This is a genomic window from Armatimonadia bacterium (genome assembly GCA_039679385.1).
In the GTDB taxonomy this organism is placed as follows: domain Bacteria; phylum Armatimonadota; class Zipacnadia; order Zipacnadales; family JABUFB01; genus JAJFTQ01.
In genome coordinates, this window is record JBDKVB010000147.1 from 1 (window position 1) to 15,914 (window position 15,914).

General features: G+C 64.8%; 14 protein-coding genes. 9 read left to right on the forward strand and 5 right to left on the reverse strand.

Going from position 1 to position 15,914, the window contains the following annotated elements; genetic code table 11:
• The 9 genes from ABFE16_16815 to ABFE16_16855 form a co-directional block, all read left to right on the forward strand.
• Positions 1-1,265: enolase C-terminal domain-like protein (locus ABFE16_16815; protein MEN6346967.1), on the forward strand; the 1,265-nt coding region annotated here is incomplete at its 5' end.
• 615 nt (positions 1,266-1,880) lie between these two features.
• Positions 1,881-2,276: a response regulator gene (locus ABFE16_16820; GenBank protein ID MEN6346968.1), complete on the forward strand. Its 396-nt coding sequence runs from the start codon at positions 1,881-1,883 to the stop codon at positions 2,274-2,276.
• A gap of 258 nt (positions 2,277-2,534) precedes the next feature.
• A complete protein-coding gene (locus ABFE16_16825) occupies positions 2,535-3,725 on the forward strand; it encodes a M48 family metallopeptidase (GenBank protein ID MEN6346969.1) in 1,191 nt (396 codons plus the stop codon).
• Positions 3,726-3,930: 205 nt separating this feature from the next.
• A complete protein-coding gene (locus tag ABFE16_16830; protein MEN6346970.1) occupies positions 3,931-5,073 on the forward strand; it encodes a nucleotidyltransferase family protein in 1,143 nt (380 codons plus the stop codon).
• A 29-nt stretch (positions 5,074-5,102) separates the two neighbouring features.
• Complete coding sequence (locus ABFE16_16835; protein MEN6346971.1) at positions 5,103-5,372, forward strand: PqqD family protein; 270 nt, start codon at positions 5,103-5,105, stop codon at positions 5,370-5,372.
• A gap of 35 nt (positions 5,373-5,407) precedes the next feature.
• Complete coding sequence (locus ABFE16_16840; protein MEN6346972.1) at positions 5,408-6,514, forward strand: radical SAM protein; 1,107 nt, start codon at positions 5,408-5,410, stop codon at positions 6,512-6,514.
• 219 nt (positions 6,515-6,733) lie between these two features.
• Positions 6,734-6,877 (forward strand): hypothetical protein, encoded by a 144-nt coding sequence (locus ABFE16_16845; protein ID MEN6346973.1) that lies wholly within the window; start codon positions 6,734-6,736, stop codon positions 6,875-6,877.
• Between the two features lie 338 nt (positions 6,878-7,215).
• The gene (locus ABFE16_16850; protein MEN6346974.1) at positions 7,216-8,163 is read left to right on the forward strand and encodes a hypothetical protein; all 948 of its coding nucleotides are present in this window, start codon (positions 7,216-7,218) and stop codon (positions 8,161-8,163) included.
• Between the two features lie 17 nt (positions 8,164-8,180).
• Complete coding sequence (locus ABFE16_16855; protein ID MEN6346975.1) at positions 8,181-9,239, forward strand: GNAT family N-acetyltransferase; 1,059 nt, start codon at positions 8,181-8,183, stop codon at positions 9,237-9,239.
• 4 nt (positions 9,240-9,243) lie between these two features.
• On the opposite strand, the gene ABFE16_16860 is transcribed toward ABFE16_16855, so the two are convergent.
• From ABFE16_16860 to ABFE16_16880, 5 genes are all read right to left on the reverse strand, one after another.
• A complete protein-coding gene (locus tag ABFE16_16860; GenBank protein MEN6346976.1) occupies positions 9,244-11,697 on the reverse strand; it encodes a PQQ-binding-like beta-propeller repeat protein in 2,454 nt (817 codons plus the stop codon).
• 235 nt (positions 11,698-11,932) lie between these two features.
• The gene (locus ABFE16_16865; GenBank protein MEN6346977.1) at positions 11,933-12,268 is read right to left on the reverse strand and encodes a hypothetical protein; all 336 of its coding nucleotides are present in this window, start codon (positions 12,266-12,268) and stop codon (positions 11,933-11,935) included.
• Between the two features lie 293 nt (positions 12,269-12,561).
• Positions 12,562-12,951: a VOC family protein gene (locus ABFE16_16870; GenBank protein MEN6346978.1), complete on the reverse strand. Its 390-nt coding sequence runs from the start codon at positions 12,949-12,951 to the stop codon at positions 12,562-12,564.
• Positions 12,952-12,993: 42 nt separating this feature from the next.
• Positions 12,994-15,429 carry an AAA family ATPase gene (locus tag ABFE16_16875; protein MEN6346979.1) on the reverse strand — a complete coding sequence of 812 codons (2,436 nt, stop codon included), beginning with the start codon at positions 15,427-15,429 and terminating at the stop codon, positions 12,994-12,996.
• A 130-nt stretch (positions 15,430-15,559) separates the two neighbouring features.
• Positions 15,560-15,913 (reverse strand): helix-turn-helix transcriptional regulator, encoded by a 354-nt coding sequence (locus ABFE16_16880; protein MEN6346980.1) that lies wholly within the window; start codon positions 15,911-15,913, stop codon positions 15,560-15,562.
• Between the last annotated feature and the right edge of the window lies 1 nt (position 15,914).

The following is a 15,914-nucleotide window of genomic DNA, read 5'->3' on the forward strand; positions in this document are numbered from 1 at the left end:
TTGTCGAGAACGGTCGCGGTGAGCAGGCAGAAGGCTGGGGCGGCATCTTCATGATGGACTTCTGGGGCTGGCCCGATCCGGCACTGACTCACCCAGACAAAGAGGCCGCCATGAAGGAGGTCCTCCAAGGCTTCTGCGACCTGGTCCTGGCCTACCCCCAGGCTGCTCACCCGATCGCGCTCTTCCATGACGTCGAGGACGATCTGCGCAAGCTGAACCTCGAGGTCTGCGCCCGGCGCAATCTCACTCCGCCACAGCCTTTCCTGAGCGCGCTGGTCTCTGCCTCGCCTGTCGACGCCGCCATCCATGATGCCTTCGGCAAGGTCAACGGCATCGACACCTACGACGGCTACAGCGCCGATTTCATGAGCGATGACCTCTCCCGCTGGTTGGGCCCCGACTTCGTCGGCCGCTACCCGCATGACTACGTACGCCCGTCCTACCTGCCTCGCGTTCCCATCTTCCATCTCTGCGGGGGCCTCGACAAGCTGACCCGCGACGAACTGGACGCGTCCGATCCGCAGGACGGCATCCCCAACTGTCTGGAGGACTGGATCGCCGCCCAGGGGATGTACTGCCTCAAGGTCAAGCTACGCGGCAATGACCTGGAGTGGGACATCGACCGCACGATCCGCGTCCATGACATCGGCCGGCGCGAACTGGACAAGCTCGGCATCGAGCCCCTCTACGTCACCGCCGACACCAACGAGCAGTGCGAGAGCCCCGAGTACATCGTCGAGCTGCTGCACAAGATCCGCGAGCGCTCGCCGGAGTGCTATGACCGTCTCCTGTACATCGAGCAGCCGACCGAGCGCGACCTCACGGCCAGTCGCCACGACATGCGCAAGCTCTCCGCGCTCAAGCCCGTGATCGTCGACGAGAGCCTGACCGACATCGCCTCCTTCGACCTGGCCATGGAGCTGGGTTGGTCCGGGATCGCCCTCAAGTCCTGCAAGTGCCAGAGCTCCGACACCCTCTTCTGGTCCAAGGCCGCGCAGTTGGGCATCCCCTACAGCGTTCAGGACCTCACCAACCCCTCCCTCTCACTCATGCACTCCGTGGGCATCGGTGCGCGGCTCCACACGATCATGGGCGTCGAAGCCAACAGCCGCCAGTTCTTCCCTGCCTCCACTCAGGAAGCAGAGAAGGCTGTGCACAGTGGCATTTTCGCGGTCTCCGGTGGCGAGGCCGACACCTCCAGCCTCCGCGGCACCGGGCTGGGCTATCAGATGGACAAGATGCGTGCCGCCGGCTGGACACCCTAGTCTCCTGTCTGGGTCGTGGTCCGACCTCCTCCCTGGGGAGTGCCCCCTGCGGCCTCCCCAGGAGCCTTTCCTCCTTTACGCTTGCCATACTCCGGATCAACATCACGTACACTTATGCTATGTATCTTCTTCTGGGCGCTCCCGGCTCCGAGGATAGTTGTGCGGGTGCCTCCGGGGTATCTGAAGTCTGCGGAAGGCGCGACGGCCCGGCGTTTTGCAGGAGCTCAGATCTGCGAAGTCTCCCCCACTTGTAGAGTGGATCTTGAGAATTTACGGATAAAGCGCTGCGGAGACCTTGACACGGAGCCCCTGTCTGCGTACAATGCTTTACGGAGAAATTGGGGCCTTTTGCTCACGAATAACTCAATCTTTGATGGACGCCGGCAGCAGCTTTTCCTTGGGGGAAGGAGCTCTGGGCGCCAGAAGGCCCCGAAAGGGGCCCATGTTGGGGGTTTCACTAGTAACAGAGATGTCTGGGCACGACGAGTCCTGGGTATACTGCGACCGTTTCATCCCTTGAGCAGCCGCGATAGATAGAGTCAGTAGCAGGAAGCCGGGTGTACCGACCGTCTGAATATGTTCGGGGCAGGATGGGAGGGACAACGCACCGTGACAATGGCCGCAGAACCAAAAGCTAGCTTCCGGCGCGCTCTCGTCGTTGATGATGAGGGGGGATTGCAGCTTCTCGTGCGGGCCGTTCTCGAACATGGATCCTACATGGTCGATGTTGCTCGCAACGGATGCGAAGCCTGTGATCGCATCAGGACCAATCAGTATGATGCCATCGTCTGCGACTTGCTGATGCCTCAGATGGACGGCGCCGCCTTCTTCAGGGCCCTCAAGGAGCTTGATGAGGAGCAGGCCGACCGCGTGATCTTCGTGACTGGTGCTTCCCTGGACCTTGAGACCAGGGCCCAGATCCGCGAGAGCGGCCGCCCGATCCTGCGCAAGCCCTTCGACATTGATGAGCTTGAGCGAGCCGTGAACGCTGTTGCGCAGGCAGGCGGTTAGCCCGCAGTCGCTCCGTCGATTGTTGTCTGCATCCCTCTTCGGCCCCCCGGTTTGCCGGGTGGCCGAGTCTTGTTCTCTGCCCCGTCGGCAATCTCTCCGCGACCGGAGCCACTGCCGAAGTGCCCTGTCTTCCTACTGCCCTGAGGCGGGCCCGACACTCTCGCCAGGCCGCCAATCTGAGCCTTCCCTGGTGGCTGCCACCGGGTTTCCCGGCCCCTACACGGAAACTTTGCCCCTACCCCAGGCGTCTATACCCACATGATGAGTTCGCTCCCGAGACCACTACGGAACCTCTGGCCCTGCCTCATACTCTGGGCCTGCACCAGCCTGCTTGCCGCTGAGACGCCCGCGCGGACCTCCACCAAGCCACCCTTCGACCCGAAGTACGAGGCACAGGTCGGCAAGGAGACGGCCGCGGAGATCGACAAGGAGTATGACCGCGTCGACAACAAGCAGGCCTTGGCCAAGCTGCAGGCGATGGCGAAGGCCATCGGTGCCAACACCAAGCGCCCCGACGTGCAGTACGACATACGTCTCGTCAAAGAGAAGAAGCCGGACAAGGAGCCGGAGGTCAACGCCTTCAGCCTTCCCGGCGGCTTCGTCTACGTCACTGAGGGGCTTCTCAAGGACGTCCAGTCCGACTCCGAACTGGCCGGCGTCCTGGCCCACGAGATCGCTCACAACGTCAACTATGACGGTCTCACGCAGGCCCAGCGTGCCAACAAGATCTACAAGGGCGAGATGGCCGCCGTCCTCGCCACCATCCTCATTGGCGGGCTGGACAGCCAGGCGTGGACGAACGTGATGCAGGCCGGCATCTACTACCGGACAGGCGTTCTCGGCGGCTACTCCATCGAGATGGAGCGTCGCGCGGATGGTGACGCCGTCAAGGCCATGGCCACGACCCCCTATGACCCCGTCGGTCTCCTCACCTTCATGGAGCGACTGGCGGCCAAGGAGCGCCGCAATCCGCCGGTCGAGCTCGGCATCTACCAGACTCACCCGCTGAGCACTGAGCGCTGCGAGCAGCTCATCGGCGAGATCGAGAAGGTCGGTCTGCCCATCAACCGACGCAAGACCGCCAACTGGGACAAGCCCAAGGTCGAGGAGCGCAAGCTCGGCGATGAGAAGGTCCAGGCTGTGCTCTTCCAGGGCATCCCGGTTTTCCAGACCAACGTGGCCGCGCCGGGCACCAAGGACGCCAAGGAGCGTGCCACAGCCATCGCCAAGTCGCTGACGGACGTCCTCGCCGCGGGTGGCGAGTCCTTCAACTTCAGTGTCTCGACCGTCGAGGGGCGTCCGGCGCTGATGGCCGGCGACAAGCCGCTCTTCACTGTCCTTGAGGCCGATGAGAAGTTGCTCGGGAAGCCTGCGGAACAGGTAGCCCAGGGGGCCCTGAGCTCGATCCGTGCGGGGCTGACCAAGGAGCGTCTGGCGCGTCTCTATTAGCGGGACGTTGCTGCTTCGGGCACACTCTTGGGGCCGGCGCCTTGCGCCGGCCTTGCTTGTGTGCACCTGGTCTTGCTCTGGCCCTATACCTCTTCTCGCTGCCTCCACGGACCTTACTTGCCCCTGAATTGACTCCCCTGTACGTTTCTGGTACCGTGTCCGTAATCTGCCGCTCTCTCCTGCAGAGGCGAAGGGCCCGACCGATTTGACGAGTCTGCTGGTCACGAGAACCGAGCTACTGCCGCCGAGTCTGGCCTCGCTGGTTGCGCTGCTCCATCCCCGTTGCTCTCGCGAGCATGCTCACCACCTTCTTGCGGACTCGCAGGATTTGCTCTCAGCGGCCCGGGCTCACGGGGTCGCCCCACTTGTGTTCCACCTCTGGCAGTCCGAGATCGCGGCCGTGATGCCGCCCGCCGAGGCCGAGAACTGGCGGCGCATGTACCTGGCCTGTCTCACCCGGTCGGTTCAGACCCAGGCACAGTCCGTCGCCGCCTTGCGAGCCCTTGCGGACGCCGGTGTTGAGCCCGTGGCAATGCGCGGACTCTGGCTCGCGCAGACTGCCTACGAAGACCCGGCCCTGCGGCCATCGCAGGATCTTGATCTGCTGGTGCCGCTCGAGGCCGGCACGAGAGTCGGCGAGGTCCTGGAGAGCCAGGGCTTTACGAAGTTCGGCGATCCGCACGAAGACCTGCGGGCCGCACCGGAAGACGGCTCGACCTCGGAGGTAACCGATGCCGACGGCGTGTGGCGCAAGCCGCTGCTGGAAGGTGCGGCGACCGGTGCGGGTCGTGACCTGTGGATTGACCTCCACACCCAACTGCTTGTGGTCTCCGGCGGCTGGTGGCCCTATCGCCCGACCTATGCGGACCTCTACGCTCGCTCTGTGCCCTGGGAGTTCTCGGGAGTGGGCCTCCGGGCGTTCTCTCCCGGCGCCGCCATCCTGGTGCAGTGTGACAACGTCCTGCGCCATGCTCTTGCTCGCGATGTGCGCAACGACCGGCTTCTGGGGTATTATGATGTGCTACGCCTCCTGCCGAAGATGACGGAGGAGGAGTGGTCTGTCCTGATGGAGGATGCACGGCGGTTGCACCTGGGAGTTCACATCGCCGCCGTGCTCGCCGGCGTGAAGCGACTGTGGGAGCCCGAGACTCCGATCCCTGACCCGGCGAAGCTCGGAGTCGGACCCTTCGCCTGGCGGGTGGCACGCTATGCTTGCTCTCGACCCCGCTGGCTTGGGCATCGCGGGCGTCTTGGCGTTGTGCAAGGTTGTGCGCTTGGGTCCTTGTGGCAGGCGTCGCGGTACTTCCTTCGGAATCTCAGGACTGGCCTTGTCGTTACCAACAATTGACCCACCCTGACTACCCGGGAGCGACCGATATGAAACAGAACGCCGACTTCGTGGCCCGTCCCGTGGGTGCCGAGCTCGTACTCGTGCCCGTTACCCGCTCGGCCGCTGAGCTGGAGAGCATCTTCACCCTCAACGAGGTAGGAGCCCGCATCTGGGCACTCCTCGCGACCTGCGGCGACGAGGAGCACATCGTCGACAAGCTGGTAGAGGAGTACGAGGTTTCCCGCGACGAAGCACTCGCCGACGTCAGGGAACTCCTCACGCAGCTAAAGGCCATCGGCGCCGTCCTCAGCGACTGAGAGAGCGGAGCCCTGCCTTCGGGGAGGCTTGCAGCATGGACTGTGACGGCATCACCGAGCTTGAGCAGCAACAGTTTGCAGCGCTGATCACCAAGGTCCGACGCCCCTACAAGGCGCTGGTCGAGGTCACTCAGCGGTGCAACAATTGCTGCCGCCACTGCTACCTGGATCCGGCCGGTCACGTGCCGCCGCCCGACCTGCCCACCGACTACTTCCTCGAACTGTTCGACGCCTTGGCCGCCGAGGAAACCCTCTGGCTCACCCTTACGGGCGGCGAACCACTAACCCGCAGCGACTTCCCGCTCCTCTATGAGCAGGCCAAGCGCCGCGGGTTCCTGGTCGGGCTGTTCACGAACGCCTGCCTCCTCACCGACGAGATCGCCGACCTTCTTGCACAGCTTCCACCGCGCCTGGTCTCGATCAGTCTCTACGGGGCGACTGCCCCCACCTACGAGTCCATCACCTGTACGCCCGGTTCCTTCGACCAGGCGATAGCCGGCATCCGCCGCGTGCATGAGCGCGGGATCCACGGTCACCTCAAGACTGTCCTGATGCGCAGCAACGCCCACGAACTCGAGGGGATGCAGGGCCTTGCGGAGGAGCTGGGCTGGAAGCTGCACATCGACGCCCTGCTTCAGCCCACGATCTACGGCAGCCAGGCGCCGCTGGAGGAGCGCCTCAGCCCGGAGGAAGCCGTCCGGCTGGATACGGATCTCCCTGAGCGACACGAGGCCTGGCTCGAGGTCTGCGAGGCCAATCGTGAGACCAAGCCAATCGCCCGTCTCTACCCCTGCGCGGCGGGGCACTCCAATGTCTTCATCAGTGCCACGGGACAGGTGCATCCGTGTCTGGTCGCCCGGAGTCTCGCTTGGCCTCTCGACCGCGACGATATGCGCGCGAGCCTTCATACAATCTTCTATGATAGCTTTCCCGACACTATGTCCTTCTGCCCCATCGGCCCTTTCCCGTGTGGAGAGTGCGAGGCACAGTATCTGTGCGTGTCCTGCCCGGCCTGCAGGGAGCTGGAGACCGGCTCAGCAGCCCTGCCCTGTGCCTACAACTGCCGTCTCACACAGCTCCGGACCGAGGCTTTCGGGGTCCCACACCGGCCACCTGTACCCTCTCGGGATGCGCCGAGTTAGTCTGGCGGACCCTCTCGGGCACGACTTCGTCACACTGTGAAAGGGCGGGGGGTTGTTACTGGCGTATGGGCGAAGGGGCTTGCCTTTTGTGTATGTCCTGTGGTAACATGGCACCTGATGGTGGCAAGTCGTCACGGAGGAGCAGACTGCCCTCCGGGCGCCAGTGCTACCGGGGCATTACGTAGTTGGCATTCTGGCGCATGGAAGGAGTTCCCTCGCATGCGGGAGAGAAAGCGCTACGAGAAGCCGGTCCTGTCCAAGGTGGAATTGCGGGCAGACGAAGCTGTGCTCGCAGCCTGCAAGACGATGGGTGACGCGGGTTGCCAGGGCGTCGGCGACCCACCGCCGAAGAGCGCATCCTAGGGTACACCGCGGATAGCGCGTCCACGCGGAGCCCAGGGTCGCACGGGTCCGTGGCCGAACTCGGCACTGCCGCAGTTGGCGGCTGACTTCCTCTGTGCGCCATGAGTAACCGGTGCTGCCGGGGAGTGTCGAGAGTTGCCCAGCCGCAGACGACTGCAAACGGGGGCCACCGATTGCATGATCGTCCGCGATTGGGTCCTACAGTCTTTGGGCCGCGCGAGGGTCTCCATCTCGCGCGGCCCGAGTTCTTTCCTTGGCCTGATTCCCTGAACCCCGCAACACCCTTCAGCGGTGTGAGCGTGGCTCTTGAGCAAGCACGACCCCGGTGAGGTATTTCTATGGACGTCGGCTCCTCCACTGCTGCTACGACCCCTGAGCGCCCGGTACGTGGCGCGGACCTCACCCTTCAGATTGCCGGGATCGGCGTTCGCACCGTCACACCTGAGTCGGATATCCTTCTTCAGGTCCGTCCGCCGGAGAGCTGGTTCCTCACTCCCCAGGCAGACGTACGCTTCGACCTCCAGATCGTCGCAGGACCGACGCCTGATCCCGACGAGGGAGAGCTGCTCTTCCGCGTCGAGGACGTCTGGTCTGTCTCCCGCCTTGATGGCAAGCTCCGTGTCAATCAGGCGCTGGGGCACGGTGACTACCACCTCTCCCGATCCTTGCTGCTGGATTTCGAAGCTGGAACCGGCACGATGACTGTCGCTCCTCAGGACAACTACTGGTGTTTCCGCACGGAGCCTGAGGGCCGTGTTACCGAGCCCTTCCAGTACCCGATCCTTCCGCTGCTGATCTACTGGGAGCTCGCCAACCGCCAGGGCCTGGGCATCCACGCCTCTGGTGCGGTCATCGATGGCGGTGCCTGCATCTTCGCCGGTGTCTCGGGGGCCGGGAAGAGCACCATCAGCGACCTGCTCCACGGCGCGGGCTACACGATTCTCAATGATGACCGCCTCGGGTTGCTTCCCACCGGCAAGGGCTTCCAGGTTCACGGGACCCCCTGGCACGGGTCCTCGGCCTTCGCCATCCCACAGTCGGCTCCCCTGCGCGCCGTGTTCTTCCTGAAGCAGGCGCCCGTGAACAAGGCGGAGCGAATGCTGCCCCTTCAGGCGGTGGCGGAACTCGTGGCACGGGCTTGCCCGCCCTACTTCTCCCATGAGCTCATGTCCCAGGTAGCGGCGACCTGCGCCCAGATCGCCGCGAGCGTCCCCTGCTACCGTCTCAGCTTCCTGCCCGACGAGAGCGTCCTGGAGTGTCTTCGGCAGGCCATCCCTCAGACTTGAGGATTTTTCTGGGCACGATGCAGCCCCCCTCTGATCGCGACGACGAGGACCCGGCACGCCGTACCGTGGACGGTGAGGTGGTTCTCGAGCTGTGCCGAACCCTACTGGCTGCGGGGACCCCGGTGCGCATCCCGGTCTACGGCGTCAGCATGACCCCCACGCTACGCTCCGGCGACATCCTGCTCATCGAACCCCTTGGCGACACACCGCTGCAGCCCGGTGAGGTCGTGGTCTTCGAAGGCTCCTTCCGGCGGGCCATCGCACACCGTCTCGTCGCCCAGAGCACCCTTCGCGGCAAGACCTACCTGGTAACCGCACCCGACTACAACCCGCAGTACCTTGAGCCCCCCATCGGCATCCAAGACGTGCTCGGAAGACTCGCGGGGTACGAACGCGACGGGAGCTTCCACAAGCTTCCTTCCATCCAACCGGCCCCGTCCGACGTCTGGCGCGCGCGGCGCATGATCCGACGTCACGCCGCCGGCCGACCGGTTCCCGAGTCACCCGCAAAGCCGCCGTGGCTCCTGTCCGTGGCACACCGGCTGGTGCTGCTTGGCGCGAATGGGCTTGGGCGGCTGCGACATTTCCCGCTGCTTCGGTGGCCGGTGTACCTGCTGCGGCCGCCCCTGGGAGACCGCTGCAACATTCTCGTGGCACCGCTCTCCGGCTCCCGGGCGCAAGGCAAGCACCTCTCTGCGCTGTACCGCGAGCACCCGGTCGGACGTCTCCTGCTCCTGCGAAAGCCGGCGCCCGACCTCTCGGAGCCGGCCTGGTGGGTGGGTGAGCTGACGGTCCGGACAGCCTACCGGCGACGGGGAATCGGTGCCCGCCTCTTGCGCGAGGCCCTTGCACAGGTCGCTGCCGAGGGTGCAACAGAGGTCTTCACCCAGGTTCCCTCCTCCCCTTCGGGACTGGCTCTCCTGCGCAGTCTGGGCTTCAGGCCGATCGCGAAGTCCGCAGCAAGCACAAAGCCGGCTCCCGAGGACATCCGAGAGCCGGCCGAGGAGAAGAACTTGGTGTTGCGTGCGGTGGTCGAGCCCCGTCACGCAGCTACCCCGCCGCGGGAGCACGTCTAGCCCGCTACTTGCCCATGCTGTCCACGATGACGGGCTGGAACAGACTGCGACTGTGGCCCTCGAGATCGCGGAGGGTGAACACAGCAACGTACTGCCCATCCTTCGTCGGCTTCCCCCACTGATCGCGCCCGTCCCATACGTAGGTCTGCATCGTCGCGGTCGTGTCGGCCCAGGCGCGGACCGCCCGCCCGGTGCTATCGCGAATCTCCAGCACCATGACCCGCGGCCGCTTCTCTTCCTGTGCACTCAGGGTGAAGCTGATGCTTCCACCCGGACCCTCTTCCTCCGGCGACAGGAACACAGGTGCCGCCGAGCTCGGCTGGGTCTCCTCGCCCACGACCACAAGCCGCGAGTCCGACTCCACATGCCCCTGCTCATCCACGTACTTCACCGTCAGCGGGTAAGCCCCCGCGCCGGGGAACTCAACGGTCGCGTCATACTGCCCGTTCAGCACCCGGTACGGCACATCATTGACCAGCACCAGACGCGCACTCGCTGGAGCCTGTCCACCGACCGCAATCTCAGGGCGGTCGGCAAGCTGTACCGGCGGCTGACTGGGATCACTGGGAACGGAGAGCAGGGAGATCGCGCTGGGACCGGCGGCAGTCTCGGGAGAGCCGGCGAGACCGACCTTCGTCTGCACAGGTACCTCGACGCCGAAGGGAGACGAACCCGTCGGGGTCAGGGTGGTAGGCACCTCTGAGGGCGGGACAGCGGCGGACGCCATCACCGTCGGGGCGTCGATGTGCCAGGGGCCGCCGGGCTTGTAGGCAAGCAGTCGACCCGAGGCATCGCCGACCAGCAGGTAACCTGAGGTGACGGCCGGTGCCGAGGTGAGGGCCTCTCCCGTGTTCTCGGCCCACAGCACCTTCCCGTCCTGCGAGCGCAGCGCATACAGCATTCCGGCCTCTGAGGCAACAAACAGGTACCCCGACCGCGTCAGGACCGGCGGCGTCGAGACCGGTCCGGCAACCTGCGTTCGCCAGAGGGTCTTGCCGCCGTCGCGCAGGTCAAGGGCAGTCACGCTTCCGTCGGCGCCCGGTGCATAGAGCCGCCCATCGGCAAGAGCCGGTGAGGCGCTGAGGGGCGCCTGGAGTTCCTGACGCCATGCCAGCCGTCCAGTCGCCGCTTCCAGAGCATGCAAAGTGCCCTTCTGACTGGCGGTGTAGACCAGCTTGTCGTCTACCGTCGGTGCGACCAGGATCGGTGAGCCAGTGCGGTAGCTCCAGACCAGCCCTCCGTCCGTCTCCCGCAGCGCGTAGAGCACGCCGTCGAGACTGGCACAGTAGACTACACCGCCCTCGGCCTTGCCGCGAGCCTCCTTGGCCACGGTCACGCCGCCGGGGGCAAGACTCGGAGACGCCAGGATCGGGCCGCTCGTGGCATGCTGCCACACTTTCTTGCCGCGCACATCCAGGGCATAGCAGACGCCGTCCTGAGCCCCGAAGAGGATCAGACCCTTTGAGGTGACCAGCGGGCAGGACAGCACCGGCGCTCCCGCATCGAAGCGCCACTCCTCTGAGCCCACCAGCCCACCCGACAGCAGCGGCGGCTTCAGGCAGACCAGGTGCCCGGCTCTCGTGCCGACGAGGAGGCGGTCGCCAACTGCCGTGACCGCCTGCGTAACCTCGGAACCGACCGCAGCGCTCCACAGCGGGGTCCCATCTCGCAGGCGAAGTGCCTGGACCTCGCCACCGGCGCTGCCCACGTACACGGTATCACCGATCACAACCGGCCCACCACGAACCGCACCGCGAACGCCATACTGCCACGCCTGCTTCGCGGGCGGGGCGAAGTCGGAGGCACTCGCTGCGGCCGACTGGGCATCCTGACCCATCCGAGACCAGTTGGCGGTACCGCGCGGATACCAGGCTGTGGCGGTGACAAGACTCGTGCCGCCACCGTCGAGATCCTTGCGTGCCGCGACGGTCGCAATCGCGCCCATGTCGCCGACGTCACCGGAAGTGTCGCCCCAGGCGGTCGCGCGCTCGGCCTTCGGCTTTGCGACCTTCGTCCCCCAACTCAGGGGCGTGGACAGGAACACACCCGCCCGGAACTCTCCGCCGGCGGTCTGGAGGAAGGCGCCTGTCCCGAAGTCCTGCTTGAACTGGTGAGCGCTGAGCCCGACGCCGAACTCGTCGTCGATCATCCCGGCCGAGGCGCGGGCACGGATGCCCTTCCGCCAGGGCATGTCGTAGTTGTAGGTAGCGGTGATGTCATTGTCACCGTGGAAGCCGAGGATGTAGCTGCCGGTCACACTGTGGCGGGTAGTCAGCGGGACTGCGAAGCCCAGGTCCACACCCTCCAGGAAGTGATCGGCGTCGCTGTTGAGTTGCACGCGAGGGATCGCGAACACCATGGGAGGGGGCGGCGTGCTCTGGCCGGACTGGCACCATCCTGCGGTGAGCAGGCAGGTTGAGGCTGCGAGTAGGAGTGCTGCAAGGCAAGACTGGCGCATGGCGTCAGCCTCCTAACTGTGATGATGGCGAGGTCCCGGTGCGTCGCGGTAGCGCGTGACAGGTTGTCTAAGGTTTTTCGTTAAACGCTTTACAACTTATTACTCAATATAGCCCCACCTCCTGTCACCCGTCAACAGCCGACACCGCAAACAAAAAGGCAGGCCTCTTCCCAGAGACCTGCCCGAGTGAACCTTCCTACTGTTTCGTGCCGCAACTGAGCGGCACGCAGCCGAGCTACTTGATGTCCTCTTCCTCTTCCTCCGTGCTCACGACAGGCCTGGGTGGCTCCTCAACCGGATTGGCGAACCGGTTGTAGGTGCTCGCTACGAAAAACCCGAAGGCCAGGCCCACGAGGAAGGCCAGGATACCGCCCCAGATGCCGCCGAAGAAGCCCACATAGTAGCCGGGCAGCGCGTAGTCCAGGGCCCGTGTCATCGGCGCGAACCACCCGGCGTGCTCGCCGAAGGGTCCGCCCGTCAGTCCGTTAAGCCAGGTGATGGCCGTTACCAGGATCGCCCACAGGCTCCCCAGTCCCACGCCCAGAGCAGGCGGGTTCAGCTTTGCGTACATGGCTGGTCACCCCCAGTAGTCCCGAGCACCAGGCTCACGGTGCCGGGTGTTACCGCGACTCGTCGGCGATCACTTCGCACTGCCCAGACCGCCGGCGCCGATCAGAGCGCCCGGAAGGCCGAACACAACCATGGCAACCCACGGGTTGCTGGTCATGGGTCACCCGCCGCCGGCGCAGGTGCTCAGGCGGTTCAGCCCAAGACCAACGAGCGCACCAATCACGGCCCCAAGAACCGGCTGCCACCAGGTCATCTCCAGTCTCCTCGCCTTCGCCGACCCTCACCAGGACAGCACTACTTCAGCATCGGCTCCGGCCGGTTGATGAGCTGCAGCGGAACGCCCCAGGGGTCCCGCAGCAGGCACAGCACGAAGCCTTCCGGCGTCGTCTCCACACCATCGACGGGCTGAGCGCCGGCGGCGAGAAGGCGCTCGCGATCACCCGCGACGTCCTCAGACCAGAAGGCAATATGCAGCGTCAGCGTGTGCATCGCCGCGTAGTCCGGCGGCGGAGCGACCGGGTTGTTGTAGATCTCCAGCATGACCTGCGCACCCGGAAGCTGGATGAAGTGCGTGTAGGGCGCTTCGCTCATGGACTTCAGAACCGTGCAGCCCAGGTTCTTGGAGTACCAGTCCGCAGCGCCGACCGGATCGGGATGGGTCAGGGCAATATGCTCGATGGTCATGGGAACTCCTTGCGTACTCACAGAATGGTTGCGTGGCTCGGCCTAACCGCTCTCGCCGACCACGAGCCGTAGCTTGATCTGGTCACCCTCGGCATCCACCTGCACCATATCGCCGTCGCCGAATTCGCCCCGCAGGATGGCGCTGGAAATGGGGTTTTCCACCTTCTTCTGGATGACCCTTCGTAGCGGGCGCGCGCCGTACATCGGGTCATAGCCCTCCTGGGCCAGCAGCTTCCGCGCCGCCTCTGTCGCCTTCAGCGACATCCCGCGCTGCTTGAGCGCCTCGTTCACCCGCTTCAGCATCAGGTCGACGATCTGCCGAATCTCGGCCTCGGTGAGCGCGTGGAACACGATCACCTCGTCGATCCGATTCAGCAACTCCGGCCGGAACACATCCCGCAGCGAGGCCACGACCTGCTCGCGCATCTCCTCGTAGTTGTCGCGCCGCTCTTGCTCTGTCCACTCCGGCTTCGGCGGTTGGATGTACTGGCTGCCGACGTTCGAGGTCATGATGAGCACGGTGTTGGCAAAGCTCACCACTCGCCCGGTGTTGTCAGTCAGCCGCCCGTCCTCCAGCACCTGCAGCAGGATGTTGAACACGTCGGGATGAGCCTTCTCGATCTCGTCGAGCAGGATGACCCGATAGGGTCGCCGTCGCACCGCCTCGGTGAGCTGACCGCCCTCCTCATACCCCACATATCCCGGAGGCGCACCGATCAGCCGCGAGACCGCATGGCGCTCCATGTACTCGGACATGTCGATGCGAACCATGGCGTCTTCGTCGTCGAACATGAACTCGGCCAGCGCCTTGGCAAGCTCCGTCTTCCCCACACCGGTCGGCCCGAGGAAGATGAAGGAGCCGATGGGCCGCCGCGGGTCACTCAGCCCCGCACGCGATCGACGGATGGCCTCAGCGATGGCCTGCACCGCCTCATCCTGACCCTTCACTCGCTCGTGCAGTCGGTCCTCCATCTGCAGCAGCTTCTGGGCTTCCTGCTCAAACATCCGCGTCACGGGAATACCTGTCCACTGCGACACGATGGCCGCGACATCCTCACCATCCACGGTATCATCCAGTTGCTCCACACCAGCCCATTTGTCCTCGGCGAGCGGCAGCTTCTTCTCCAGTTCGTCGATGCGCTGCTTGATCCGCTCGGCCTCGGCGTAGTTCTGGCGATCCACAGCCTCCTGGCCCTGGTCGGTGAGCTGCTTGATCTCCTGCCGAAGTGCTTCCGGCCGAGGCGGCAGGTTGTAGGTGTCAATGCGCAGCTTGCTGGCGGCCTCGTCGATGAGGTCGATCGCCTTGTCCGGCAGGTGCCGATCCGGGATGTACCGGTTCGAGAGTTCGGCGGCCGCCTTCAGCGCATCGTCGGAGATCTTGACCCCGTGATGCTCCTCGTAGCGGGACCGCAGGCCCTCCAGAATCCGCACCGTATCTTCCACGCTGGGCTCGCCGACAAACACGGGCTGGAAGCGCCGCTCCAGCGCCGGGTCCTTCTCGATGTTCTCGCGGTACTCGTCGAGCGTGGTCGCGCCGATGCAGCGCAGCTCACCCCGAGACAGCGCGGGCTTCATCATGTTCGAGGCGTCCATGGCGCCCTCGGCAGCCCCTGCGCCAACCACCGTATGGATCTCGTCGATGAACACGATGATCTGGCCCTCGGCGGCTCGAATCTCGTCGATGACGCCCTTCAGCCGCTCCTCGAACTCGCCTCGGTATTTGCTTCCCGCGACCATGCCGCCCAGGTCCAGCGCCAGCACCTGCCGTCCCTGCAGCATGTCGGGAACCTGGTCCGCCACGATCGCCTGCGCCAGTCCTTCGACGATGGCCGTCTTCCCCACACCCGGGTCACCAATCAGCACCGGGTTGTTCTTGGTGCGCCGCGAGAGAACCTGGATGACCCGCTTGATCTCCTCTTCACGACCGATGACCGGGTCCAGCTTGCCCTCTTTCGCAAGCTCGGTGAGGTCCCGCGAGTAGCGCTTGAGCGCCTCGTACTTGCTCTCCGAGCCGGCGTCGGTGACCTGGTGGCTGCCACGAATTCCTTGCAGCGCCCGGAGCGCTCCTTCCGTGGTGACGCCGGCGCCGTTGAGGATCCCGGCAGCGTCGGTCTGGCCGTCCTCAAGGATCCCCAGCAGCAGATGCTCGGTGGCGATGAACTGGTCGCCGAAGCGCTGGGCGATCTCCCAGGCCTTGTCGAACACCCGGCTGATCTGCGGGGTCACGTAGATCTGCGCCGTGTCCCCGCTGACCTGAACCTGTGGCCGCCGACCGAGGCTGCGCTCAACCTCTGCCGTGATCTTCTTGACGTCGGCGCCGCAGGACTGCAGGATGCGGTTGGCGACACCGCCTTCTTGCTCAAGCATGGCCAGGAGCAGGTGCTCGGTATCCAGTTGGTTGTGCCGATACCGCTGCAGAATCTGCTGACTGGCTGCGACTGTCTCCTTGGATGCATTCGTAAAGCGTTCGAAATCCATGCCCTATCACTCGCCCATCTTGCTCGCCTTCAGCCCCACACCAGCCCGGACGGACCGGCCTGGGACCTCCACGGCTCTAGTCCCGACCCTGGCACGGCTGGTCTTCCACGCATCGAGCCTCGCGCGTCCTCTAGCGTTCCGTCTGAATCTCAATGCGCACGGTGTTGCCCGCCGGGAGCTTCTTGGGGCCGTGCTCGATGTACTCGCGGAGACGCTCGATCTCGGCGTTCATTGCATCGATCTGGTCCAGCAGCTTCAGGACCACTTCGACGCCCGCCAGGTTCACACCCATCTCCTGGGTCAACCGCTGAATCTGTCGCGAGCGCTCGATGTCACGCTCCGAGTACAGTCGCACGTTGCTCCCGCTCCGACGGGGCGACAGGAGCCCGAGACGCTCATAGGTCCGCAGCGTTTGCGGATGGCATTGCAGCAATCGCGATGCGACGCTGATGTAATACACCGGTTCGTCAGATAGCTCTGGCATC

Bases quoted from the DNA above. Each gene is read 5' to 3' on its own strand.
- ABFE16_16880 (MEN6346980.1), bottom strand. From the start codon at position 15,913: ATGCCAGAGCTATCTGACGAACCGGTGTATTACATCAGCGTCGCATCG.
- ABFE16_16845 (MEN6346973.1), top strand. From the start codon at position 6,734: ATGCGGGAGAGAAAGCGCTACGAGAAGCCGGTCCTGTCCAAGGTGGAA.
- ABFE16_16825 (MEN6346969.1), top strand. From the start codon at position 2,535: ATGATGAGTTCGCTCCCGAGACCACTACGGAACCTCTGGCCCTGCCTC.
- ABFE16_16865 (MEN6346977.1), bottom strand. From the start codon at position 12,268: ATGTACGCAAAGCTGAACCCGCCTGCTCTGGGCGTGGGACTGGGGAGC.
- ABFE16_16860 (MEN6346976.1), bottom strand. From the start codon at position 11,697: ATGCGCCAGTCTTGCCTTGCAGCACTCCTACTCGCAGCCTCAACCTGC.
- ABFE16_16855 (MEN6346975.1), top strand. From the start codon at position 8,181: ATGCAGCCCCCCTCTGATCGCGACGACGAGGACCCGGCACGCCGTACC.
- ABFE16_16875 (MEN6346979.1), bottom strand. From the start codon at position 15,429: ATGGATTTCGAACGCTTTACGAATGCATCCAAGGAGACAGTCGCAGCC.
- ABFE16_16820 (MEN6346968.1), top strand. From the start codon at position 1,881: ATGGCCGCAGAACCAAAAGCTAGCTTCCGGCGCGCTCTCGTCGTTGAT.
- ABFE16_16835 (MEN6346971.1), top strand. From the start codon at position 5,103: ATGAAACAGAACGCCGACTTCGTGGCCCGTCCCGTGGGTGCCGAGCTC.
- ABFE16_16850 (MEN6346974.1), top strand. From the start codon at position 7,216: ATGGACGTCGGCTCCTCCACTGCTGCTACGACCCCTGAGCGCCCGGTA.
- ABFE16_16840 (MEN6346972.1), top strand. From the start codon at position 5,408: ATGGACTGTGACGGCATCACCGAGCTTGAGCAGCAACAGTTTGCAGCG.
- ABFE16_16870 (MEN6346978.1), bottom strand. From the start codon at position 12,951: ATGACCATCGAGCATATTGCCCTGACCCATCCCGATCCGGTCGGCGCT.